The following is a 22,543-nucleotide window of genomic DNA, read 5'->3' as shown; positions in this document are numbered from 1 at the left end:
GCCGGGCGTAGACGCCGCCTGCGAGGGGTCGTGAGGTGAAGAGGATGAAGTCGATCTGCAACCTGCACGCCTTGAGCCTGGCGGCGCTCTGCGCCTGCGGCGAGGCACCGGACAGCCCCGCGGCGACGACCGACGGCGGCGGCACGTCGGCGAGCGGCACCTCTGCGTCTGGCGGCTCTGCCAGCGGCGGAGCAACAGGCAGCGGAGCTCCGGGCTCGGGCGGCGCAGGCGGCGCGGGCGGCGCAGCACAGAGCGGGTCCACCGGCACGGGCGCCGGGGGGAGCTTCGTGCCCGGCGGCACAGGAGGAGGCGGCCCCGCTTACGTGCTCGACTGCGGCGCGAACGGCGTGGCCATCGAGAGCGCGGGGCCACCCGAAAACCGCGTCAACTACGTCATCGTGGGCGACGGCTACGACGCCACGACCGTGAACACCACGTACATCGAGCACATCGAGGAGGCGATGGCCAAGCGGTTCAGCAGCCCGATCGGCGAGCCGTACGGCAGGTATCGCAAGTTCGTCAACATCTGCGCCGTCAAGCTGGTGAGCCCCTCGAACGGCATCCCTGGAGCGCTCGGCTGCACGGGCGACGACGAGAGCCGCCTCGCAGAGTGCGACACCCGCAAGGCGGATCAGGCGCTCAAGGCGAACCTCCCCGACGACTTCGAGGTCGACTGGCACGCCATCGTGTTGAACAACGATCGCTGGTGGAACACGGGCTCGGCCTGGATGCTCTGGTCCGGCGCGCATGAGGAGGCCGCCGGAGCGGCCTTGCACGAAGGTGGCCACGGCTTCCATCAGCTCGCCGACGAGTATTGCGCCAAGGCGACGGGCTCCGCCTGCGGCGCGAACACGTGCAGCGGCAGCGGCACGGAGTACGTCGAGGTGAACAGCACGGGCAACTGCGCGACGACGGCGGGCAAGTGGGACAAGTGGCTGGAGTACGACGCCGCCGACGCGACGGGCGTGCAGGGCACGTTCATCGGCAGCCGCTACGTCGATGGCGGGCAGTACCGCCCGTCCTCGAACTCGATGATGAACAGCCTGTTCGGAGACAACAAGAACACGAGCTTCAATCCGGTCTCGCGCGAGAAGATGATCATGGACATCTGGATGCGCGTCAGGCCGATCGACTCGGCGGATCCGCCCGCAGGGACCGTCACGGATCCGGAGACGCTCGCGCTCGACGTGATCGATCCCGACGTCATCAGCGTGGACTGGACGCTCGACGGCGAGGTGATCGCGACGGACGGCGGCCCCGTCTACGACGTCGCCGCGGCGGGCCTCGCTTCGGGCACCCACACCATCGTCGCCAAGGCCTACGACAACGCCGGCGAAGAGCTGGTGCGCTACCGCAGCGGCGAGTGCCTCGACCCTCCTCCCTCGACCGATCCTCGTTACTACGATCCCTGCTGGGGTCGCGACAACTGGCCCCGCTCGCAACAGACGGTGACGTGGACCGTGACGATTCCATGAGGTCGGCGCGCAGGCGCGGGTTCGCCGCCGCGCTGCTGCTCCTCGTCGCCGCGCTCTACCTCGTGCATCGCTCTCGAGAGCCCGACGCGCGACGGCTGCCTCCCTCTCGGCAGGAGGCGTCGCGAGAGGCGGCGCCGCGCGAGGCGACGTCGCGCCATGGGACGAACGAGCCGCTGGCGTCGGCCGGCAGCACCACGCTCGCCGCGGCGATCGACGACCTGCCTGTCATCGGGCCGAGCCCCGACGACCGACACGAAGGCCCCGCCCACCCCCACCCCATCACGCAGCGCCACGTCGAGATACAGCATGAGAACGGCCTGATCGGGCTGCTGAACGACGCGATGGGCGCGCGGAACGGCGCGCGCATGCGGGAGCTCGTGCACGAATATCGTCGCACGCATCCCGGCGACCCGAACCATCTCCAGGACGGCTACGAGATCATCGCAGACTGCCTCGACGCGCCGGGCGAGTCGTCGAGAGCGGCGGCGGAGGGCTACTACGCCGAGCATCGCGCCTCGACCGTGAGGCGCTTCGTTCGCAGGATCTGCCTCGAAGGCGGCTGAGCCGCGTCCCCCGAGGCATCAGCCAAGCTCCTTCGGTCACGCTCAGGGCACTCCCCCTTCACTCCACCATCGGCCACCAACGTGAACGTTCACGTCGGTCGTGGTCGTGGTCGTGGTCGTGGTCGTGGTCGTGGTCGTGGTCGTGGTCGTGGTCGTGGTCGTGGTCGTGGTCGTGGTCGTGGTCGCGCTCGTGCTCGCTCCAGCCAGCGGCCCCTCGTCCCCTCCCCGGCCTGACCGCACGAGAGGAGAGTTGCAGCCTGGTTCATCCTCCGGGACCTTGGAAGCGTCGCGTTCCAGTAGATTATGATTGACAGCCACGTTGTGAACGTTCACATTTAACGCGGGGCACATCCTTAACTGGCTTCGCCCGGCCAACGGGTCTTCATGCGCAAGGGAACATTCGTCATCGGGATCGATTTCGGCACCGACTCCGTGCGCGCGGTCGTCGCGGACGCGCGGAACGGCGAGCTCGCGGGGGCCTCGGTCGCGCCCTACCCTCGCTGGGCGCAGGGCCTCTATTGCGACGCGCGCGCACACCGGTTCCGCCAGCACCCGCTCGACTACCTGCATGCCATGGAGGCGTCCGTCCGCGCGGCCCTGGACCAGGCGGGCAGCGACGTCGCCGCGCAGGTGCGCGGGATCGCGGTCGATACCACCGGATCCACGCCGGTCCTGGCCAACGCGAAGGGCAGACCTCTCGCGCTCTGCCCTGGCTTCGAGGAGGACCCGGACGCGATGTTCATCCTCTGGAAGGACCACACCGCGGTGGCCGAGGCGGCTCGGATCAACAGCGTCGCCCGGACCTGGGGCGGCGTGGACTATACGAAGTACGAGGGCGGGGTGTACTCGTCCGAGTGGTTCTGGGCCAAGGCGCTCCACGTCATCGAGACGAATCCGGCGGTCGCGCGCGCGGCGGTCACCGTCCTGGAGCACTGCGACTGGATCCCCGCCGTCCTGACCGGCACCGACGACCTCAGGCAGATCCGCCGGAGCCGCTGCGCCGCCGGGCACAAGGCGATGTGGCACCCGGAGTTCGACGGTTACCCCTCGAACGAGTTCCTGGCGAGGCTCCATCCGCGCCTGCCCGCCCTCAAGGCCACGCTCGGCTCGCAGACCTGGACCGCGGACGTGCCCTTCGGGACGATCTCGCCCGGGTGGGCCGCGACGCTCGGTATCCCGGCCGACGTCGTCGTCGCCGTCGGCGCCTTCGACGCGCACATGGGCGCGGTGGGCGGCAACATCCAGCCGAACCGCCTGCTCAAGGTCATGGGCACGAGCACGTGCGATATGCTCGTCATCCCGAAGACCGGCGCGCCGGAGGTCCTCGTCGCCGGGATCTGCGGCCAGGTCGACGGCTCGATCCTCCCGGGCGCGATCGGCTACGAAGCGGGGCAGTCCGCCTTCGGCGACGTCTTCGCCTGGTTCAAGCAGCTCCTTAGCTGGCCGCTCCTCGCCATCCTCCCTGCCCTGCCCGGCGAGGGCCATTCGCTCCGGACGACGCTGGCCGACGTGACCCTCGCCGATGCGGCGATCGAGCGGATCATCCCCGAGCTGGAGCGGGCGGCCTCGGAGATCCCGCCGGCGCGGAGCTCCGTGCTGGCGCTCGACTGGCTGAACGGGCGCAGGACCCCGGACGCGGACCAGCGGCTCAAGGGCGCCATCGTCGGCCTCGATCTGGGCACGGACGCCCCGCGGATCTACCGCGCGCTCGTGGAGGGGATCGCGTTCGGATCGCGCGCCATCGTCGAGCGCTTCCGATCCGAGGGGCTCCGCATCGACGGCATCATTGGTGTCGGCGGCGTCGCGCGAAAGAGCCCGCTCACCATGCAGGTCCTCTCGGACGTGCTCGACATGACCGTCGAGGTCCGCGCCGGCGAGCAGCCGGTCGCGCTGGGCGCGGCGATGTTCGCCGCGACCGCCGCCGGCCTGCACGCCACGGTCGAGGACGCGCAGCGCGCGATGTCGTCTGGGACCGAGGCCCGGTATCTGCCGGATCCCGAGCGCGCCAGGCTCTATGACGCGCTGTACCGGGATTATGTCGCGCTGGGATCGTTCGTGGAGAGGGAGTTGACGCAATGAGCGGGATCGCGATGCAGGATCTTCGAGAGGGCTTCGAGGTGTGGTTCTTGACTGGCAGTCAAGACCTCTACGGTGAGGAGGCGCTGAAGCAGGTCGCCGAACACGCGCGGGAGATCGCCGCGTCCCTCGACGCCTCGGGCAAGCTCCCGGTCAGGGTCGTCTGGAAGCCGACGCTCAAGAGCTCCGAGGCGATCCTCGCCGTCTGTCGCGAGGCCAACGCGTCGCCGCGGTGCGCCGGCGTGATCACGTGGATGCACACGTTCTCGCCCGCGAAGATGTGGATCGCGGGGCTCAAGCGCCTGGAGAAGCCGATCGCGCACCTGCACACGCAGTACGGCCGCGAGCTGCCCTGGGACAGCATCGATATGGACTTCATGAACCTGAACCAGTCGGCCCACGGGGACCGCGAGTTCGGGTACATCGGCGCTCGCCTGCGGATCGAGCGGAGGGTCATCGTCGGCCACTGGACGGACGGCGACGTCCTCGCCAAGCTCGACATCTGGGCGCGCGCCGCCTGCGCCATCCTCGACGCGCGGCGGCTCAAGATCGCGCGCTTCGGCGGCATGAACATGAGAGAGGTGGCCGTCACCGGCGGCGACCGCGTCGAGGCGCAGGTCAAGTTCGGATGGTCGGTGAACGGCTATGGCGTGGGCGATCTCGTGGGGCGCATCGCCGACGTCGACGAGCGCGAGGTCGATCGCCTCGTGGCGGAGTACGACGAGGCGTACACCATCGCCCCCTCCCTGAGGAGGGGCGGAGATCGCCACGGCGACCTGCGGTACGCGGCGCGGCAGGAAGCGGCGATGCGCTCCTTCCTGAAGGAGGGCGGCTTCGGCGGCTTCACCACCACCTTCGAGGATCTGCACGGGCTCAAGCAGCTCCCCGGCCTCGCGGTGCAGCGGCTCATGGCCGACGGCTACGGCTTCGGGGCGGAGGGCGACTGGAAGTCCTGCGGCCTGGTCCGCGCCCTGAAGGTCATGGCGACGGGCCTGCGCGGCGGCGTCTCCTTCATGGAGGACTACACGTATCACCTGGTCGCGGGGCAAGAGCGCGTCCTCGGCGCCCACATGCTGGAGATCTGTCCCTCGATCGCCTCCGGGAGGCCGTCGCTGGAGATCCACCCGCTCTCGATCGGCGGCAAGGCGGACCCGTGCCGGCTCGTCTTCGACGCCGGGGCCGGGCCCGCGGTGAACGTTGCCATGATCGACATGGGCGGCCGCATGCGGATCGTCGCCAACGAGCTCGAGTCGGTGCCGCCCGAGAGGGCGATGCCGAAGCTGCCCGTGGCGCGCGCGGTGTGGATCCCGAAGCCCGATTTCAGGCTCGCCTGCGAGGCGTGGATCTTGGCTGGAGGCGCCCATCACTGTGCCCACAGCCGCGCCGTGACGATGGCGCACGTGGAGGACTTCGCCTCCATCGCCGGCGTCGAGCTGGTCCGCATCGGCGAAGGGACCGAGATCCGCGCGCTCAAGAACGAGCTGCGCTGGAACGATCTCGCCTACCGGCTTTCGCACTGAGGCCAAGACGTGAGCGCGACCTATCGAGAGCTGCGCGAGCGCGCCTTCACGGCGAACATGGAGATTCCGCGCCGGGGGCTCGCGATCTACACGTTCGGCAACGTCTCGGCGTTCGATCGCGACAGGGGCGTCCTGGCGATCAAGCCCAGCGGCGTCCCTTACGATCGGCTGTCGGCCGACGACATGATCGTGGTCGATCTGGAGGGGAAGGTGGTGGAGGGACGCCTCCGCCCCTCCTCGGACACCAGGACGCATATCGTTCTCTACGCGAGCTTCCGCGGGCTGGGTGGCGTGGTGCACACGCACTCGACCTACGCGACCGGTTGGGCGCAGACAGGCACGCCGATCCCGATCTACGGTACGACGCACGCGGATCACCTGGCCGAGGACGTACCCTGCACCGAGGTGATGCGGCCGGACGCCGTGGAGGGCGACTACGAGACGGAGACGGGGAAGCAGATCATCGAGTGCTTCAGGGATCGTAACCCGCTTCACACACCCATGGTGCTGGTGGCGGGACACGGCCCGTTCGCGTGGGGAGAGGACGCCGAGAAGGCGGTGTACAATGCGGCGGTGCTCGAGGAGATCGCGAGGATGGCGTTCATCACCCGCACGATCCACCCGGGCGCCGCTCGCCTGCCCGACGCGCTCGTGCGCAAGCACTTCGACCGGAAGCACGGGAAAAAGGCGTACTACGGGCAGAAGTGACGCCGTACGTCGGGGGACGACGGCGAGGATGAGCGAGGTGCCTCATGGGACGAGGCGACGGACGAGAGGAGACGAGCTGCGCGATGAAGAGGCGAAACTTTGTCACCACGGGGATGATGGCGCTGGCAGGGCTGGCGCTGATCGTGGTCGGGCCGGGCTGTCAAAAGGAAAATAAGCAGATCACGCTCGGGTTCTCCCAGATCGGCGCGGAGAGCGAGTGGCGGACCGCGAACACCAAGTCGATCGAGGAGTCCGCCAAGGCGGCCGGGATCGACCTCAAGCTCTCCGACGCGCAGCAGAAGCAGGAGAACCAGATCAAGGCCATCCGGTCGTTCATCGCACAGAAGGTCGACGTCATCGCCTTCTCGCCCGTGGTCGAGACCGGCTGGGAGCCCGTCCTGCGCGAGGCCAAGGAGGCCAAGATCCCCGTCATCCTGACCGATCGCGCCGTGGATACGAAGGACGACACCCTCTGGGTCAGCTTCATGGGGTCGGACTTCGTCGAGGAGGGCCGCCGCGCGGCGAAGTGGCTGGTCGAGAAGACGAAGGACCAGAAGGACCCGATCAACATCGTCGAGCTGCAGGGCACCGTCGGCTCGGCCCCCGCGATCGATCGCAAGAAGGGGTTCGAGGAGATCATCAAGGACAAGCCCCAGTTCAAGATCCTCCGCTCCCAGACGGGCGACTTCACGCGCGCCAAGGGCAAGGAGGTCATGGAGGCGTTCCTCAAGGCGGAGGGCAAGAACATCAACGTCCTCTACGCCCACAACGACGACATGGCGATCGGCGCGATCCAGGCCATCGAGGAGGCGGGGCTCAAGCCCGGCAAGGACATCCTCATCATCTCGATCGACGCGGTGAAGGGCGCGTTCGAGGCGATGATGGCCGGCAAGCTGAACGTGACGGTCGAGTGCAGCCCCCTCCTCGGGCCGCAGCTGATGAGCGCTGTGAAGGACCTGGTGGCGGGCAAGCAGCTGCCGAAGCGCATCGTCACCGAGGAGGGCGTCTTCCCGATGGAGACCGCCGCCCAGGAGTTCCCGAAGCGCAAGTACTGAGCGCGCGTGACGGTGGCGCCGCGGAGGCCGCCGGGGAGGACGTGAGCGATGCAGAGCGGAGCGGTGCCCGTGCTCGAGATGAAGCGGATCTCCAAGGGATTTCCTGGCGTACAGGCGCTCTCTTCCGTCGATTTTCGCATGCTGCCCGGGGAGGTGCACACCCTCATGGGGCAGAACGGCGCGGGCAAATCGACGCTGGTCAAGGTCCTGACCGGCGTCCACCCCCCGGATGACGGGCAGATCCTTCTCGAGGGCCGGGAGATCCGGCCCTCGAGCCCCCAGGACGCGCAGGCGCTCGGCATCAGCGCCGTGTTCCAGGAGGTGAACCTCTGCCCCAACCTCTCCGTGGCCGAGAACATCTTCCTCGGGCGCGAGGACGCGGGCGTGTTCGCGATCCGGTGGGGGGAGATGCGCCGGAAGGCGAGCGCCCTGCTCTCGGACCTCAACATCCACGTCGACGTCACCGCGCCGCTCTCGACCTTCTCCATCGCCGTGCAGCAGATCGTCGCGATCGCCCGCGCGCTCTGCGCCCGGGCGAAGATCCTCGTCCTCGACGAGCCGACCTCGAGCCTGGCCGAGGACGAGGTGAAGACGCTCTTCTCGGTCATCCAGCGCCTCAAGGCGCAGGGGATGGCGATCCTGTTCATCTCGCACTTCCTCGATCAGGTGTTCGAGATCTCCGACCGGATCACGGTCCTGAGGAACGGTCAGCTGGTCAGCGAGACTCCGGCCGCCGAGCTGTCGCGCATGGAGCTCGTCACGCGGATGGTCGGGCGCGAGGTCGCGGAGGACGGTCCGGCCCGGGCCGAGCGCGCGCGGGAGGCGACGTCGGCGGGCGGGCAAGCGCCCCTGTTGCGGGCGCGAGGGCTCGGCAAGAAGGGCTCGGTCAGCGACGTCGATCTCGACGTGCAGCGCGGCGAAGCGCTCGGCCTCGCGGGCCTCCTGGGCGCCGGGAAGACGGAGACGGTGCGGCTCCTGTTCGGGCTCGACGGGGCGGACCAGGGATCCATCGAGATCGACGGGGAGCCGGCGCGCATCGGCTCGCCGCTCGACGCGATCGCGCGCGGCCTCGGCTTCTGCCCCGAGGACCGGAAGGTCGAGGGGATCCTCGGCGACCTGTCGCTGCGCGAGAACATCGTCGTCGCCCTCCAGGCCAAGCGCGGCATCTTCCGCAACCTGTCCCGGGACGAGCAGGACGACATCGCCCGCCGCTACATCCAGCGGCTCGGCATCGTGGCCGCCGACGCGGAGGTGCCCATCTCCAAGCTGAGCGGCGGCAACCAGCAGAAGGCGCTCCTGGCCCGCTGGCTGGTGACCGATCCGCGCATGCTCATCCTCGACGAGCCGACCCGCGGCATCGACGTGGCGGCCAAGGGCGAGATCATGGGCCAGGTCATGGATCTCTGCGATCGGGGCATGGCGGTGGTGATCGTCTCCTCGGAGATGGCCGAGGCGCTGCGCTACTCGGACCAGGTCGTCGTCCTGCGCGACCGGCGCAAGGTGGCGGAGCTCGCCACGGCCAAGACCGACGAGCAGGCGGTCTACCAGATCATCGCGGGAGGTCAGCCGTGAGCGCCGCCGCCGCCTCCCTGCGCCGGCTCGCCAGCGGGAACACGTTCTGGCCGCTGGCGATGCTCGGCTTCCTCCTGCTGTTCAACCTCGTCAGCAACCCGCAGTTCTTCGCGATCACGGTCAAGGACGGCCACCTCTACGGCAGCGTCATCGACATCCTGAACCGCGCATCGCCGCTCATGATCATCGCCATGGGGCTCACCCTGGTGATCGCCACCCGCGGCATCGACATCTCCGTCGGCGCGGTCGTGGCCATCTCCGGCGCGGTCGCGGCGGTGCTGATCGGCGGCGAGCTCTCGCCGAGCGGCGGGACCGGCATGGCGGACGCGACGCGTGTTCCGCTGCCGATCGTCATCTGGAGCGCGCTGGGCGTGGCGCTGGCGCTCGGCATGTGGAACGGAGCGCTCGTGTCGCTCTTCGGCATGCAGCCGATCATCGCGACCCTGATCCTCCTCGTCACGGGGCGAGGCATCGCCCAGCTCATCACGGGCGGCCAGATCATCACGATCTACTACAGCCCGTATCACTTCATCGGGAACGGCTTCCTCCTCGGGATCCCGGTCTCGCTGTTCATCGTGGCGGCCGTGAGCGCCGTCGTCTGGCTGCTGACCCGCAAGACCGCGCTCGGCATGTTCATCGAGGCGATCGGCGTGAACCCGGTCGCCTCGCGGCTGGCCGGGATCCGCGCGCGCACGATCACCTTCGCCTGTTACGCCGTGTGCGGCCTGTGCGCCGGCATCGCCGGGCTCATCGTGAGCTCGAACGTCAAGAGCGCCGACGGGAACAACGCGGGCCTCCTCTTCGAGCTGGACGCCATCCTGGCCGTGGTCCTCGGCGGGACGTCGCTCTCCGGGGGCAAGTTCACGCTGGCGGGGAGCGTCATCGGCGCCCTGATCATCCAGACGCTCACCACCACCATCTACTCCGCCGGTGTGCCGCCGGAGGTCAACCTGGTGGTGAAGGCGCTCGTCGTCTTCCTGATCACCATCGTGCAATCGCAGAAGGTCAGGGATCTCATCGCAAAGCAACGGACGAGGAGGGTGGTCACACCATGATCGACACCGCCGCCGTGACCGGACGGAGCGGCACCATCGCCGCGACCGGAGGGAGCGGCACCACCACCGCGACCGGGCGCTCCGTCCGGATCGACCCGAGGCACCTGCCGCTCGCGGTCACCAGCAGCCTGTTCGTGCTCATGTTCTTGGCCGGGTCGTACCTGTTCAAGGGCTTCTTCTCGCTGCAGGTGTTCCTCAACTTCTTCATCGACAATGCGTTTCTCTTGATCAGCGCCATCGGGATGACCTTCGTCATCCTCTCCGGCGGGATCGACCTCTCGGTCGGCTCGGTCATCGCGCTGACCACGATGGTCTCGGCGTCGCTCGTCGAGAAGCACGGCTTGAGCCCTGCGGTGGTCATCCCGCTCGTGCTGGCGATGGGCTCGGGCATCGGCCTCGTCATGGGGGTCGTCATCCAGTACTTCAAGGTGCAGCCCTTCATCGTCACCCTGGCGGGCATGTTCCTTGCGCGCGGGCTCTGTTACCTCATCAGCATCGACTCCATCACGATCCACAACGGTTTCTACGTCGACGCCTCGTCGCACCGCATCCCGTTCCTGTTCGACACCTCGATCACCTGGAACGTGGTCATCGCGCTCGCGCTGTTCGCCGCGGCCATCTACATCGCCCACTACACGAGCTTCGGCCGCACGGTCTATGCGATCGGCGGCAGCGAACAATCCGCCCTGCTCATGGGCCTGCCGGTGCCGCGGACCAAGGTGCTCATCTATACCTGGAGCGGGTTCTGCTCGGCGCTGGCGGGCGTCGCCTTCACGTTCTACATGGTGTCCGGCTACGCGCTGCACGCCGGCGGAATGGAGATGGACGCCATCGCCGCCGTCGTCATCGGCGGGACCCTGCTGACCGGCGGCCATGGTACGGTCGTCGGCACCCTGTTCGGTGTGCTCATCTACGGCACCATCCAGACCCTCATCATGTTCGAGGGCACGCTCAGCTCTTGGTGGACCAAGATCGTCATCGGCCTGCTCCTCCTGGTCGCCTGCCTGCTCCAGCGGATCTTCGAGCGACGCGCCCGTACGGCGTGACAAGAGGGGGATGAAGGGCGTTCCTTCCGCCAGGGTCCGTGTGGCGCCGATAGGCACTTTCGTGCCCGTTCATTGATCATTTCGGCAGCCCTCGGGAATTCAAGGGTCCACAACAAGGAACTGAGAGGTCATCGTGCGCTCTTATGCAGCAGGGATTGTCACTTTCATTGGATTGATCGCGATCGGGTGCGGCTCGGACGAGCCCAATCCCACCCCGGCGGGATCTAGCACCTCGTCCGGGCCAACCTCGACAAGCTCCGCGGGTCAGGGCGGTGACGGCGGTGGAACCGGCGGTGACGGCGGCGGCGGCGGCGACGGCGGCTCCGGGGGCACGGGTGGCTCTCCGAACGCCGGCGGCGGTGGGGCGGGCGGCGACGGCGACGCGGCCTTCGAGGTGACGACCTACCAGAACCCCGTTCTGCCCGGCGATCACCCGGACATGAACATCTACCGGGAAGGCGACGACTTCTACCTGGTCGGATCGAACTTCCACATGATGCCCGCCTTCGAGATCCTGCACTCGACGGATCTCCTCCACTGGGAGCGCATGAACCGGGTGGCCCACTCCACCGCTCCCGCGCTGGAGGCGCAGCTCGGCCCGGGCCAGGGCACCTGGGGCGGCTTCATCGTCAAGGCCGGCGATGTGTACCGGGTCTATTACTCGATCGGGGCCACCCAGCATTTCTCCTCGGCGCCGAGCCTCGAGGGCCCGTGGTCAGAGCCCACCAAGGTCGACATCTTCCCCTACACGCCGCCCGGCAGCGAGACCTCGTACGAACGAGGGACCGGCTCCGACAATTCGGTGTTCGTCGATCCCGACAGCGGCAAGACGTACATGATCATCAAGAATGGTCTGTGCAAGTGGGACGCGGAGCACCCCAACGACTTCGGCATCAACCTGGTCACGGAGATCGATCCCAAGACCGGGATGCTGCTGCCCGAGTCGAGCGTCGACATGAGCTTCGTCAACTGGGACCAGGCGACCGGCGGCTGCGGCGACTTCACCAATGCTGACTGGAGCAAGTGGGCCGAAGGGCCGACGATGGCCAAGCGCGGCGACTGGTACTACTACTTCGTCTCGACGCACACGGCCTGCGGCGGCCAGCTGCACGCCTGGGCTTCGAAGAAGCTCGTCGGCAGCACCCCCGAGGACTGGACGTGGCTCGGCTATGTCCTTACCGGCGAGGAGCCGTACGCCGGCGTCCAGCACATCACGTCGCCCATCGGGCTGAAGGACGACTCGTGGTGGGCCTTTGCCCACTCGTATGACTGCAGCAACGTGGGCACCGACGACACCAAGACCTCAAAGAACGGCGACTGGCAGGGGCTTGGCCGCGAGGGGCTGCTGCTGGAGGTGACCTGGGTCGACCAACAGGTGAACGGGAAGACGATCCCGGTCCCGCGATTCCCGACCAAGAAGGGCGATCTGTCCGCGCCCAAGCTGCCGCAGAGCGGCGTGCCCTTCCTGCTGCCCGTGAACGACGATTTCTCGTCGGCCACGATCAACTCCGCGTGGACCACCTACGGCGCGTCGGAGGACAAGTACTCGGTGGCGGATCGCCCGGGGTGGCTGCGGATCACGCCGGGGACCGGAGGGACCACGTGGGTCGTTCAGAAGGACACGCTGCACTCGAGCAGCATGGTCGCGAAGGTCGAGTTCACGCCCGCGGCCGACGGGGACGCGGCCGGCATCCGCGTGGGCAACGGCTACTGGCAGGACGAGCAGGTGCTTTCCTGCCCGACGTGGATGACCGACAGCGAGAAGTTCAGGCTCCCCGCCATCATGGACGTCTCGGTGGCGCGGGTCATGGAGGGCGAGGAAGACAGGATTCGCTTCTCCTTCCGGTCGCGCTCGGTGCAGGCCCCGGCCGAGGCGGGGGCCGCGTACAGCGAACTCGCCGAGCCGGTCGTGGTGGGCGCTTCGGTCCCCGCACCCGCCGGGAAAGCGGTCTGGCTGAAGCTGGTCCGCTCCGAGCACAAGGCTACGGGCTGGTTCAGCACGGATGGAGTCGAATGGACCCAGGTAGGCGCCGAGATCGACATCTCCACGCTCGACGGGTTCTATGCCATGGCTCACACCTGGATTGGCAACCAGGCCGGCATGTTCGCGACCAACAACCGTGCCTACTTCGACCTGTTCACCTACCGTGACGGATTCACCCCGATCCCGGCGGCGGAGGCGGACCAGCAGTCCGGCGCCCAGGTCGTGTCGAGCACGTCGGCGGGACCGGTGCTCGGTGATCTGGAGAGCGGCGATTGGGCCATGTTCGGGAGCGTCGACCTCGGCAGCGGGGGTGTAAAGTCGAAGGCGATCGCGCTGGAGGCCTCGAGCGCCGGGGCCGGCGGCACCGTGGAGGTCTGGATCGATCCGCTGGCAGGCGGCTCGATGATCGGCACCTGCGCCCTCCCCGGTACCGACGGCTGGGAGAAGTGGAAGACGACGACGTGCAACGTGATGCCCACGTCGGGCACGCACGAGGTCTACTTGAAGGTGAAGGGCGGCCAGGGCGAGCTCGTGCGCCTCGCATCGCTGCGTTTCGTGCCCACCAAGTGACCTGTCCACCACGGGCGGCCCGATGCCGTCGGCGGAGTCGTCGACGGCGGCCCCCTCCCCGGCCGGCATGACGCCACGGGCAGCGAGGGAGCTGCCCCTGGACCTGCACCTCCAAGACGTGTGGCATGACGCCAGGGGGCAGCGAGGGAGCTGCCCCTGGGCAAGAGCCCGCTCGTGGACCAGCGCGAGACGCGGGCGCGCGGGGGTATTGCCCAACCTGGGTCGGGCTCACGGCATTCTTGCCACACTGAGACACTCCGCGACGTCCTCGACGTTCGCACGTTCGCGCACGGCTCGACAGCGCGCTGAGCTGCGCTCGTGGCGCGAGCGTCGGGCCGCACGCCTGGCATACGGCTTGCGATCCTTGCGATCGCGAGCCGGGGCCGACACGATCGAGACCGCTCGACCCATGATGACCAATCGCTTCGACAGTCTGATCGCGCGCCTGCGCAGCGCATGGAAGCGCACCAAGCAGCCCACCGCGCCGCGCGCTTACCGCTGCCAGTGCGAAAGGCCGGTGTTCTTCCGCAACAGCGAATGCCTGGCCTGCAAGACGCCGCTCGGTTACGAGCCCGAGCGCGCCCAGGTCGTGCCGCTCAAGGCCGGTCCGACCGAGGGCGCCTGGCACATCTGGCACGACACCGCGGACCCGCCGCAGCTCTACAGGCGCTGCGGCAACTTCGACCTGGCGTCGGGCTGCAACTGGCTGATCCCGGCGGGGGCGGAGGCGCCCGCGCTCTGCGCCGCGTGCCGGCTCAACCGCACCATTCCAGATCTCTCCGTCGCCGAGCACCAGACGCAGTGGCGCCTGCTCGAGACGGCCAAGCGGCGGCTCGTGTCGCAGCTCCTGGCGCTGAACCTGCCGGTGAAGTCCAAGATCGGCGAGGACCCGGAGCGCGGCCTCTGCTTCGACTTCCTCGCCTCGCCGCCCGACGGGCCCAGGGTGATGACCGGCCACGCCGACGGCGTGATCACGCTGAACATCGAGGAGGCGGACGACGCCACGCGCGAGCGCACCCGCGCCGCGATGCGCGAGCCCTACCGCACGCTGCTCGGGCACTTCCGGCACGAGGTCGGCCATTATTACTGGGACCGCCTGGTGCGCGACACCGGGTGGCTGGCGCCGTTCAGGGAGCTGTTCGGCGACGAGCAGCAGGACTACGCCGCCGCGCTGAAGGCCAACTACGAGCAGGGGCCGCCGGCCGACTGGCCGCAGCGCTTCGTCAGCGCCTACGCCAGCATGCACCCGTGGGAAGACTGGGCCGAGACCTGGGCCCACTATCTCCACATGGTCGACACCGTCGATACGGCGCTCAGCTTCGGCATCGACGCCGACGAGGTGGAGCTCGACGTCGAGCCATGGAGCGCAGACGCGCTGTGGCGCCCGGACGACCGAGGGGCCGAGACCTTCCTGGGCTTCTTGAACGCCTGGGTAGAGCTGACGGCCGTGCTCAACGAGATGTCGCGCAGCATGGGCCAGCACGACTTCTACCCGTTCGTGCTGCCGCGCCCCGCCGTGGCGAAGCTGCAGTTCATCCACCTGGTGGTGAACGGGGCCTCGCCGGCGGAGGACTCACCGGCAGAGCGCTCGCCGGCGCCTACCGTCCGTACAGGCGCTGGAGCCGCTTCACGAACTCCGGCTTGAACACGCCGTCCACGCGGATCGAGTACCGGAAGAACGGGTCCGGCTCGACCCCGTGGTAATCCATGTCGTTGAACCAGTAGATGGGCGCGCGGACGACCGTGCGCTCCTCCCCCTCCCTGTCGCAGAGATAGAACCGCTTGTCGCCGCGCGGGTCGAACGAGATGGACTGCGCCGGGCCGATCGCGCTCCCCGGCTCGGTGTCCCTGTGCGCGGGCGCGTGATCGTTCGCCTCGAGGCCGAAGATCACGCACCGCCCGATCTCGACGAACGGCAGGCCCCGGATGAACTCGACCGTCCGGGGGAACACCGCTCTTGCCTCCGCCGAGAAGTCCTTGCCGGCGCCCGAGTGCTTGTCTTCCCAGCGGTCGTTCTCGAGGAGGTGATAGCAGACCTTCCAGGGAAAATAGACGCCGTAGCGGTACTTCAGGTACAGCACCTGCGCCCGCGTGAGGGGATGATCGGTCTCGTCTCCGAACGTGTACTCGCTCCGCCGGTCGGGATCGAAGGCGGACGGGTCGTCGCCGAGCGCGATGAAATCGCAGAACTCGTCGCGTGAGAAGCCGCCGATGACCTCCCCGTAATCCACGTACGGGTCGTCGTGCACCCAGGGCGCGACCACGCCCATCCATTTCAGGCTGCCGCCGGTGTACGAGGGCTCGACGCGGCAGAGGCCGCGCACGATCTCGCGATCGATCTCGGGGAAGCACGCCGTGTCGAGCAGCGGCGACAGGTCGATGTACGGGCGGCCCCACAGGCCGCAGAGCTTGCTCATGCCGTCCTCGCTCCGAGCGGTACCTGCGCGCGACCATGCCGTCAAACGTGTGGACGCCGTCCACGTCCGCGAACGGGCCGCCAATCCACGGCCGCGGTCGACCGCCGGGCGGCATGGACGCGCAGCGCGGGCGGGACGCCCAGCGCTCGGGCGTGAAGCGCTCCGGACCGAGCGCCGCGGGGGCCTCCCAGGAGGATGGGCTGTGGCGCAGACACCGAGTTCGACTCTCGCCCGAATTGTTCAGTCCACCAACATGAACGTGACGTCTCGCATCGAGGCATAGGCGAGTATGCCTATACATCGAGTCAGCCGGCTTGGGTACGAAGTCGTGGCAGTCACCTGCATCGGGCGAACGCGGCCCCTTCGATGCGCGGATGAGTTGTCAATACAAGGCGACGAGGGCCTTTCGCCGCTTAAAACCTCGGCGCCAAACGGACACTGGAGAAATAAAATGAAGTCGACACGTCGTTACGTCGCTACGAAATTGAGCGTTCTCGGTCTCCTGAGCATCGGCATCTGGGCCTGTGGTGAGGCGAATGACGGCGAGACGTCCTCGACCGGCGGAGGCGGCCCTGACGGGGCCACCAGCGGCGGGGGGGCCACGGTCACGGCCGGCTCGGGCGGTACGGGCACTGGCGGCGCCGCAAGCTCGGCAGCCGTGAGCACCTCGAGCAGCAGCAGCAGCAGCAACAGCAGCAGCAGCAGCAGCGCGAGCACCGGGGAGGCCAGCAGCACGGCCGCCGGCGGAGAGACGGGCGTCACGAGCGGGGGCTCGGACCCGGGTGAGTGCGTCAAGGGCCAGACCAAGGGAAATCAGGTCGCGGTCATCGGAGAATCGTTCATCGCCGCGACTCACGGCATCACGCAGCAGATCGAAAAGCAGGCCAAGGCCAACGGCTCCCTCGGCGCGAACGAGCGCTATATCGACAACTCGGTCAGCGGCACGACGTTGGCCAACGACCAGATTCCCAGCCAGTACCGCAAAGCCGCGGAGAACGGCATGATCAAGTACGTGCTGATGGATGGGGGCGGTAACGACTGCCTGTTGAGAGGGGACGGCGACGCAGCCCTCGCGGCGGCGGAGTCGCTGTTCGAGACCATGGAGAAGGACAGCGTCGAAAAGGTTCTCTATTTCTTCTATCCAGACCCCATCGGAAACCAGTACGCGTCGCTCAAGACCTGCCTCGATGCGCTCCGGCCGAAGATGAAGGCACTGTGCGACGGGCTCACGGCGCCGAAGTGCTACTGGTTGGACCTTCGTCCGACCTGGAACGGACACAACGAGTATACACAAGACGGCATCCACCCCACCGCCGCCGGTAGCGTCGCCACCGGAGATGCAGTCTGGGAAGCGATGAAGACCAGCTGCGTCGCGCAGTGACGAGAGATCGTACGGGCGATCCCCCCAGCCCGCAGAGCCTGCTCATGCCGTCCTCGCGCGGAGCGCCGCGAGGTACCTCCGCGCGACCATGCCGTCGAAGGCGTGGACGCCGTCTTCCACCATGGCGTACGTCGAAGGGGCGTAGCCCGGCGCGCGGATCCCGCGCTGCTGGCGCTCGCAGATGGCGCGGTCTTCCCGGTTCACCGCGTCCCAGAAGGCGAACACGTCGCCCGGATCGAAGCCTGGCGCGAACGCCGCTGGGTGGAAGTGCGTGTCGGCGATCACGAGCGTCCGATCGGGCGCGCGCGGGGCGAGCCGGTACGTGAGCAGGTAGTCGGGCTGGAGGCTCGTGAGCAGGCCCGGAAAGAGCATGGCGTCGCGCACGCGCCGCCGCTCCGCCTCGGGGACGATGAGCGGCCGCGCGCCGGGCGTGGCGCCGACCGAGACCGTGTCGGCGCCGGGCGCGAGGTCCATGATGCCGCCTAGCCACGGGCCGCCCCGGCCCCAGGAAACGGCGTCGTGGCACGGGGTCAGCCGCTCGAGCGCGGGGTGCACGCGCGGGAAATGGTGAGACTCCTGGAAGTTCTCCACGCAGAGCTTCCAGTTCGCGGCGACCTCGTACTCCACCCGCCTGCCCCGCCGGAGCGAGCGCAGCCCGGGGCGCGAGAGCCACGGCGGCGCCTCGCCGATCGCGCTCTCGAGCGGCGGCGCGCCGGGATCGAGCGTCACGAAGAGGAAGCCGAAGAGGGCGCCGGCGCGCGCCGGGAGGAGCCCGTGCGCGCCGCGGTCGAAGCCGGGCGGCGCGTGGGGCGCGGCGCGCAGCGCGCCGGAGAGCTCGTAGGTCCAGCCATGGTACGGGCACTCGAGGTGCGAGAGGCGGCCGCACGGGCCGTCGAGCAGCGTCGCCGCCCGGTGGCGGCAGACGTTGTGGAACGCGCGGATCTCCAGATCGGCGCCGCGGAGGACGACGACCCCCGCCGGCGTGAGGGGGGCGAGCAGCCACTCTCCGGGGCGGGCGATCTCGTCCTCGCGGCCGACGCAGAGCCAGGAGCGTCCGAAGATCTCGGCCTGCTCGAAGGCGAAGACGTCCTCGTCCCAGTACGCGCGCGCGGGCAGCGGCCGGGCGCTGGGGAGCGGCGCGAGCACCGCGTCGAGATCGGCAGGGGCGAGAGGGAGCTCCGGCAAGGCGGGCGATGCTACCAGAACGAGGGCGCGGATCGCGCCGCCCGGGAGCGGCTCAGGGGGGACGGCCGCGCGTCGATGCCGAAGGCCAGACGCGCGGCGCCGAGGTCGACGACGCAGATCTGGCCTTCAGCGTCGACGCGGGGCGGGCGCAGGTCGCCCTCGCACGTCTCGGTGATCCCGCGCGTGGCGACGCCGCTGACCGTCTCATTGCCTCCGCGGCGACGGGACAGATCATGGATTGCACCCGAAGATGCTGGCGTTGCCGCAGGAGTAATAACACTCATTGCAGTTCACGCATCGGTCGTAGTCGGCATACAGACTCCTCCCGTCCGGATGGGCGTCCATGCACGCGCGGAGGCAGGCGTCGTCGTCGTCCGCGCAGGTGACGATGCACCTGATGAACTCGACGCAGTCGTCGTCGAGGATGCATGTGTCGAGCTCATCGGCGCAGCTCCCCGCGTTCGCGCACCCGATACACCCCTTCGAGTCGTCCCCGCACTCGTCGAGGTCGTCACAGGTGAGGGGGGCGCTGCAGTCGGCGGTGTCCGTGCCCGCCTCGCAGAGCCCGGTGCCTCCGGGCTCGTCGCACTCGCCGTTGTCCGTGGTCGCGCACGGCTCGTCCACCGCGCAGTCCGCGACGTCCGTGCCCTCCTCGCAGAGCCCGGTGCCCTCGGGCTCATCGCAGGTGCCGTTGTTCGTCCGGGAGCAGGTCGTGGCCGCGCAGTCCACGACGTCCGTGCCCTCCGCGCACGCGCCCGTGCCCTCGGGCTCATCGCAGGTGCCGTCGCCGGTCGAGGGACAGGAAGAGAGGCAGTCGGCTCGATCGGTCCCAGCAGGGCATTTGCCGGTGCCCTGGGGCTCGTCGCAGATGCCGTCACCCGCGCTGGGACAGCGATCCGTGGAATCGAGACAGTCCAGGAGGGCCTCCTCATGGACGTCGCAGACCTCGGCCAGGTGATGACCGTCCACGCACCGGCCTTCCAGCCGGACACAGTCGATGTACGCCGTATACTCGTCCTGACAGCGCTCCTCGGACCGCTCGGCGATGGCGCCCTGCTCGGCCTCGCACAGGCCCTCTTGGTCGTCGGAGCAGCCCTCGCAGGCGCAGCGGGCCTCGCAGACCGTCCCGTAGACCGGCTCGGTCTTGCCACCGTCGCCCCCCGAGCTGGCGCAGGCCGCGAATAGACCGGCGATCGCTGCTGTGATCATCACGTGTCGGACACGCATGGGGTCTCCTCATCCTCTGGCTGAAACGAGAGGTCGTCCGCCGAGGCGCAGGGCGTCGACGCGACGCAGCAAGAGCGAGATGACATCGCTGGCACGGAAAGCACCAGGGCACCCTTCACTTGCGCACACCGCGCTCGACCGCCTTTCTCTTTGGCTGTGACTGTAAAATTCAATCCCGAAGAAAACGGCTACCTATACCAGCTCCAATGGCGGCCGGTCAATCACATGGCGAGGCGACGCTCGGACCTGCAGCGGGCGGAGCAGCGGCGGCCGCCGCGCTCGAGGCGATAGGGGCGGAACGACAGGAGCCTCGCGAAGCTCGGAGGTGCGCTCAGGCTCGCTGACGAGCTGAGGAGCAGACGCCCGAAACCTCACGGACATCGGGAGGCGCGCTCAGGCGCGGGGAGGTGGTGAGGAGAGGAGAAAGGCGCAGGGTGGCAACGAGGGCTCGCCAAGGGGTGGAACGGGTAGAAACGAGTGGAGAAGAGGGCGTCGCGACCTCCAAAACACGCTCCACAAGCGTGTAGCGGACGCGACAATCGCGCGCGATCGCCCGTCGAAAAGCTGCTGCGTTCGTCGTTGACCCGGGGCGAGGAGGAGCGTGGACGAGGTAGGATGGGGAGAGAGCGCGGGCGCCCCTCTGCCCGAAAGCGCCGAGAAGGAGTAAAGAGGCGTTGGCATCCGCGCCGTTTCGACAGAAGATGCCTGCGCGCGTATCGCGCTGCGGCACCTCGCCTCCGACGGCCGGCGCCGCGTCACTGGACCCCTACCGGCTGGAGAGCAGCGGATGAAGATGCGATCTTTGGTGTGTCTCTTCGTTCTTGGCCTGATGACGACGACGGCGTGCGGCGATGACGAGTCGTCGGTCATCGGGACTGGGGGCGGCGGGGGTGCAGGCAGCGGCACGGGCGGCGAAGACGCCGCCTCGGCCAGCAGCACGACAGGAACCGGCGGCAACAATACAGGCGGCGGCGGTGCGGGCGGCACCGGCGGCAGCGACACGGGCGGCGGCGGTGCAGGCGGCACAGGCGGCAGCGACACGGGCGGCGGCGGTGCAGGCGGCACAGGCGGCGGCGACACGGGCGGCGGCGGTACGGGCGGGGCCACCACCTCGGCCTCGGCCTCATCGAGCAGCGCCTCCTCGACGTCGGCCTCGGCCACCACCGGCGCTGGCGGCGACGGCGGCGGCAGCGCCTCCTCGACCTCGGCCTCGGCCACCACCGGCGCTGGCGGCGACGGCGGCGGCAGCGTCTCCTCGACCTCGGTCAGCGCAGGCGCTGGCGGTGACGGCGGCGGCAGCGTCTCCTCCACGACCTCGGTCAGCGCGGGCGCTGGCGGCGACGGCGGCGGCAGCGTCTCCTCCACGACCTCGGTCACCACGGGCGCTGGCGGCGACGGCGGCGGCAGCGTCTCCTCCACGACCTCGGTCACCACGGGCGTCGGCGGCGGCGGCGTCACCTCCACGACCTCGGTCGCGACCGGCGTCGGCGGCGGCGGCGTCACCTCCACGACTGCGGTCACCACCGGCGCCGGCGGCGGCGAGCTCGGCGGCTCCGGCGCTGCCTGCGCCAGCGATGCGATGTGCGCCAGCGACATCTGCCTCGGGGAGCGAGAGTCTGGCTTGCCTTCCGGCTACTGTACCGCCGCCTGCCTGTCGGACGACGACTGTGGCGACGGCGTCTGCGTCCAGGTGGCCCAGACACTCGCCATCTGCATGTCCGCGTGCTCGACGTCGGCGGACTGCCGCGACGGCTACAGGTGCGACGACGGGTCCTGCTGGATGGGCTGCACCAGCGATGATCAGTGTACCGAGGTGGGCTCGTGCCACGAGGCGTCCGGCGGCTGCTACCTCCCGGACGGCAGCCCGTGCGAGACTGACGCCGAGTGCGGTAGCTATCTCTGCGCCACCGAGTTCGCGGACGGCTATCCGGGTGGCTTCTGCACGGGCGAGTGCGCGACGGACAGCGACTGCGACGGCGGCGTCTGCAGCGGCTCTGGCTACTGCGTCGTCGAGTGCGCGACGGACAGCGACTGCCGCGTCGGCTATGCGTGCAGCGAGGGGCTCTGCGCGGCGGCCTGCACCAGCGACGACCAGTGCACGATCGAGGGCGCTACCTGCGTCGTGGACCTGGGTCGCTGCCTCCCGCCGCCCGGCGATGGGACCGACGGTGACGCTTGCGCCGCGGACGGCGACTGCGCCGGCCTCTTCTGCGTCCTCGAGGCGTGGGGCTGGCCCGGCGGCTACTGCTCGGGCTACTGTGACGAATCGAGTCCCTGCGCCGGCGGCGGGGTCTGCGCATCGGACTACACCTGCAACAGCGCGTGCGCGACGTCGGCCGACTGCCGCGACGGCTATGAGTGCACGCCGGAGGGCTGCCTCCCGACGCCGCCCGATGGCGCCGACGGCGATCCTTGCACGGCCGACGCCGACTGCATCGGCGGCCAGTGCATCACGGAGGAGTGGGGCTGGCCCGGCGGCTCCTGCTGGGGCTTCTGTGACGCGTCGACCCCCTGCGCCGGCGGCGGGGTGTGCGCGTCGGACGAGACCTGCAACCAGGCGTGCGCGACGTCGGCCGATTGCCGCGACGGCTACGTGTGCACGGCGGCGGACGGCTGCGTCCCGGAATGATGACCCGATGACGGGCAGGCTCGCAGGCTGGTCCGTACGACCCGACGACGGACCCCTGCGGCTCCCGTGAAGCGATGAAC

Annotated in this window: 17 protein-coding genes; 13 read left to right on the top strand and 4 right to left on the bottom strand. The window is 69.0% G+C overall.

Annotation, left to right across the window (positions count from 1 at the left end; genetic code table 11):
• Nucleotides 1-44: 44 nt before the first annotated feature.
• Both POL72_RS27345 and POL72_RS27340 read left to right on the top strand, forming a co-directional pair.
• Entirely contained in the window at nt 45-1,475 is a 1,431-nt protein-coding gene (locus POL72_RS27345; protein ID WP_272098603.1) for a M64 family metallopeptidase, read from the top strand.
• Nucleotides 1,472-2,038 carry a hypothetical protein gene (locus tag POL72_RS27340; protein WP_272098601.1) on the top strand — a complete coding sequence of 189 codons (567 nt, stop codon included), beginning with the start codon at nt 1,472-1,474 and terminating at the stop codon, nt 2,036-2,038. The genes POL72_RS27345 and POL72_RS27340 overlap by 4 nt, the downstream gene beginning before the upstream one ends.
• A gap of 42 nt (nt 2,039-2,080) precedes the next feature.
• On the opposite strand, the gene POL72_RS27335 is transcribed toward POL72_RS27340, so the two are convergent.
• Nucleotides 2,081-2,356 carry a hypothetical protein gene (locus POL72_RS27335; protein ID WP_272098599.1) on the bottom strand — a complete coding sequence of 92 codons (276 nt, stop codon included), beginning with the start codon at nt 2,354-2,356 and terminating at the stop codon, nt 2,081-2,083.
• Nucleotides 2,357-2,422: 66 nt separating this feature from the next.
• On the opposite strand from POL72_RS27335, the gene POL72_RS27330 reads away from it, so the two are divergent.
• The 9 genes from POL72_RS27330 to POL72_RS27290 all read left to right on the top strand — a co-directional run bounded on the left by POL72_RS27330 (nt 2,423) and on the right by POL72_RS27290 (nt 15,269).
• The gene (locus POL72_RS27330; RefSeq protein ID WP_272098598.1) at nt 2,423-4,117 is read left to right on the top strand and encodes a ribulokinase; all 1,695 of its coding nucleotides are present in this window, start codon (nt 2,423-2,425) and stop codon (nt 4,115-4,117) included.
• Between the two features lie 11 nt (nt 4,118-4,128).
• Nucleotides 4,129-5,634, top strand: a complete 1,506-nt coding sequence (araA, locus tag POL72_RS27325; protein ID WP_272098597.1) for an L-arabinose isomerase — start codon at nt 4,129-4,131, stop codon at nt 5,632-5,634.
• A 9-nt stretch (nt 5,635-5,643) separates the two neighbouring features.
• Entirely contained in the window at nt 5,644-6,342 is a 699-nt protein-coding gene (locus tag POL72_RS27320; protein WP_272098595.1) for an L-ribulose-5-phosphate 4-epimerase, read from the top strand.
• A gap of 83 nt (nt 6,343-6,425) precedes the next feature.
• Nucleotides 6,426-7,397 carry an ABC transporter substrate-binding protein gene (locus POL72_RS27315; protein ID WP_272098593.1) on the top strand — a complete coding sequence of 324 codons (972 nt, stop codon included), beginning with the start codon at nt 6,426-6,428 and terminating at the stop codon, nt 7,395-7,397.
• A 48-nt stretch (nt 7,398-7,445) separates the two neighbouring features.
• Nucleotides 7,446-8,969 (top strand): sugar ABC transporter ATP-binding protein, encoded by a 1,524-nt coding sequence (locus POL72_RS27310; protein ID WP_272098591.1) that lies wholly within the window; start codon nt 7,446-7,448, stop codon nt 8,967-8,969.
• Nucleotides 8,966-10,024 carry an ABC transporter permease gene (locus tag POL72_RS27305; RefSeq protein ID WP_272098589.1) on the top strand — a complete coding sequence of 353 codons (1,059 nt, stop codon included), beginning with the start codon at nt 8,966-8,968 and terminating at the stop codon, nt 10,022-10,024. The genes POL72_RS27310 and POL72_RS27305 overlap by 4 nt, the downstream gene beginning before the upstream one ends.
• Entirely contained in the window at nt 10,021-11,070 is a 1,050-nt protein-coding gene (gene yjfF, locus POL72_RS27300) for a galactofuranose ABC transporter, permease protein YjfF (RefSeq protein WP_272098587.1), read from the top strand. The genes POL72_RS27305 and yjfF overlap by 4 nt, the downstream gene beginning before the upstream one ends.
• Nucleotides 11,071-11,203: 133 nt before the next feature.
• On the top strand, nt 11,204-13,624 hold the full coding sequence (locus POL72_RS27295; RefSeq protein ID WP_272098586.1) for a family 43 glycosylhydrolase: 2,421 nt from the start codon (nt 11,204-11,206) through the stop codon (nt 13,622-13,624).
• Between the two features lie 409 nt (nt 13,625-14,033).
• The gene (locus POL72_RS27290) at nt 14,034-15,269 is read left to right on the top strand and encodes a zinc-binding metallopeptidase family protein (protein ID WP_272098583.1); all 1,236 of its coding nucleotides are present in this window, start codon (nt 14,034-14,036) and stop codon (nt 15,267-15,269) included.
• On the opposite strand, the gene POL72_RS27285 is transcribed toward POL72_RS27290, so the two are convergent.
• The gene (locus tag POL72_RS27285) at nt 15,223-16,041 is read right to left on the bottom strand and encodes a hypothetical protein (protein WP_272098581.1); all 819 of its coding nucleotides are present in this window, start codon (nt 16,039-16,041) and stop codon (nt 15,223-15,225) included. The genes POL72_RS27290 and POL72_RS27285 overlap by 47 nt on opposite strands.
• Nucleotides 16,042-16,699: 658 nt before the next feature.
• On the opposite strand from POL72_RS27285, the gene POL72_RS27280 reads away from it, so the two are divergent.
• A complete protein-coding gene (locus POL72_RS27280) occupies nt 16,700-17,422 on the top strand; it encodes an SGNH/GDSL hydrolase family protein (protein WP_272098580.1) in 723 nt (240 codons plus the stop codon).
• 42 nt (nt 17,423-17,464) lie between these two features.
• Here the strand turns inward: POL72_RS27280 and POL72_RS27275 are convergent, their stop codons facing one another.
• Nucleotides 17,465-18,607 (bottom strand): aromatic ring-hydroxylating oxygenase subunit alpha, encoded by a 1,143-nt coding sequence (locus POL72_RS27275; protein WP_272098578.1) that lies wholly within the window; start codon nt 18,605-18,607, stop codon nt 17,465-17,467.
• Nucleotides 18,608-18,838: 231 nt separating this feature from the next.
• Nucleotides 18,839-19,834 carry a latent transforming growth factor beta-binding protein gene (locus POL72_RS27270; RefSeq protein WP_272098576.1) on the bottom strand — a complete coding sequence of 332 codons (996 nt, stop codon included), beginning with the start codon at nt 19,832-19,834 and terminating at the stop codon, nt 18,839-18,841.
• Between the two features lie 787 nt (nt 19,835-20,621).
• On the opposite strand from POL72_RS27270, the gene POL72_RS27265 reads away from it, so the two are divergent.
• Nucleotides 20,622-22,463 (top strand): hypothetical protein, encoded by a 1,842-nt coding sequence (locus POL72_RS27265; protein WP_272098574.1) that lies wholly within the window; start codon nt 20,622-20,624, stop codon nt 22,461-22,463.
• Nucleotides 22,464-22,543 lie beyond the last annotated feature (80 nt).

It is taken from the genome of Sorangium aterium, from assembly GCF_028368935.1.
In the GTDB taxonomy this organism is placed as follows: domain Bacteria; phylum Myxococcota_A; class Polyangia; order Polyangiales; family Polyangiaceae; genus Sorangium; species Sorangium atrum.
The sequence above is the reverse complement of the archived record's forward strand: the minus strand, read 5'-3'. Positions and strand labels throughout refer to the sequence as shown.

What these genes read in the sequence shown, in the direction of transcription:
- araA (WP_272098597.1), top strand. Translation starts at nt 4,129, where the DNA reads ATGCAGGATCTTCGAGAGGGCTTCGAGGTGTGGTTCTTGACTGGCAGT.
- POL72_RS27310 (WP_272098591.1), top strand. Translation starts at nt 7,446, where the DNA reads ATGCAGAGCGGAGCGGTGCCCGTGCTCGAGATGAAGCGGATCTCCAAG.
- POL72_RS27340 (WP_272098601.1), top strand. Translation starts at nt 1,472, where the DNA reads ATGAGGTCGGCGCGCAGGCGCGGGTTCGCCGCCGCGCTGCTGCTCCTC.
- POL72_RS27330 (WP_272098598.1), top strand. Translation starts at nt 2,423, where the DNA reads ATGCGCAAGGGAACATTCGTCATCGGGATCGATTTCGGCACCGACTCC.
- POL72_RS27270 (WP_272098576.1), bottom strand. Translation starts at nt 19,834, where the DNA reads ATGCGTGTCCGACACGTGATGATCACAGCAGCGATCGCCGGTCTATTC.
- POL72_RS27285 (WP_272098581.1), bottom strand. Translation starts at nt 16,041, where the DNA reads ATGAGCAAGCTCTGCGGCCTGTGGGGCCGCCCGTACATCGACCTGTCG.
- POL72_RS27290 (WP_272098583.1), top strand. Translation starts at nt 14,034, where the DNA reads ATGATGACCAATCGCTTCGACAGTCTGATCGCGCGCCTGCGCAGCGCA.
- POL72_RS27265 (WP_272098574.1), top strand. Translation starts at nt 20,622, where the DNA reads ATGAAGATGCGATCTTTGGTGTGTCTCTTCGTTCTTGGCCTGATGACG.
- POL72_RS27345 (WP_272098603.1), top strand. Translation starts at nt 45, where the DNA reads ATGAAGTCGATCTGCAACCTGCACGCCTTGAGCCTGGCGGCGCTCTGC.
- yjfF (WP_272098587.1), top strand. Translation starts at nt 10,021, where the DNA reads ATGATCGACACCGCCGCCGTGACCGGACGGAGCGGCACCATCGCCGCG.
- POL72_RS27315 (WP_272098593.1), top strand. Translation starts at nt 6,426, where the DNA reads ATGAAGAGGCGAAACTTTGTCACCACGGGGATGATGGCGCTGGCAGGG.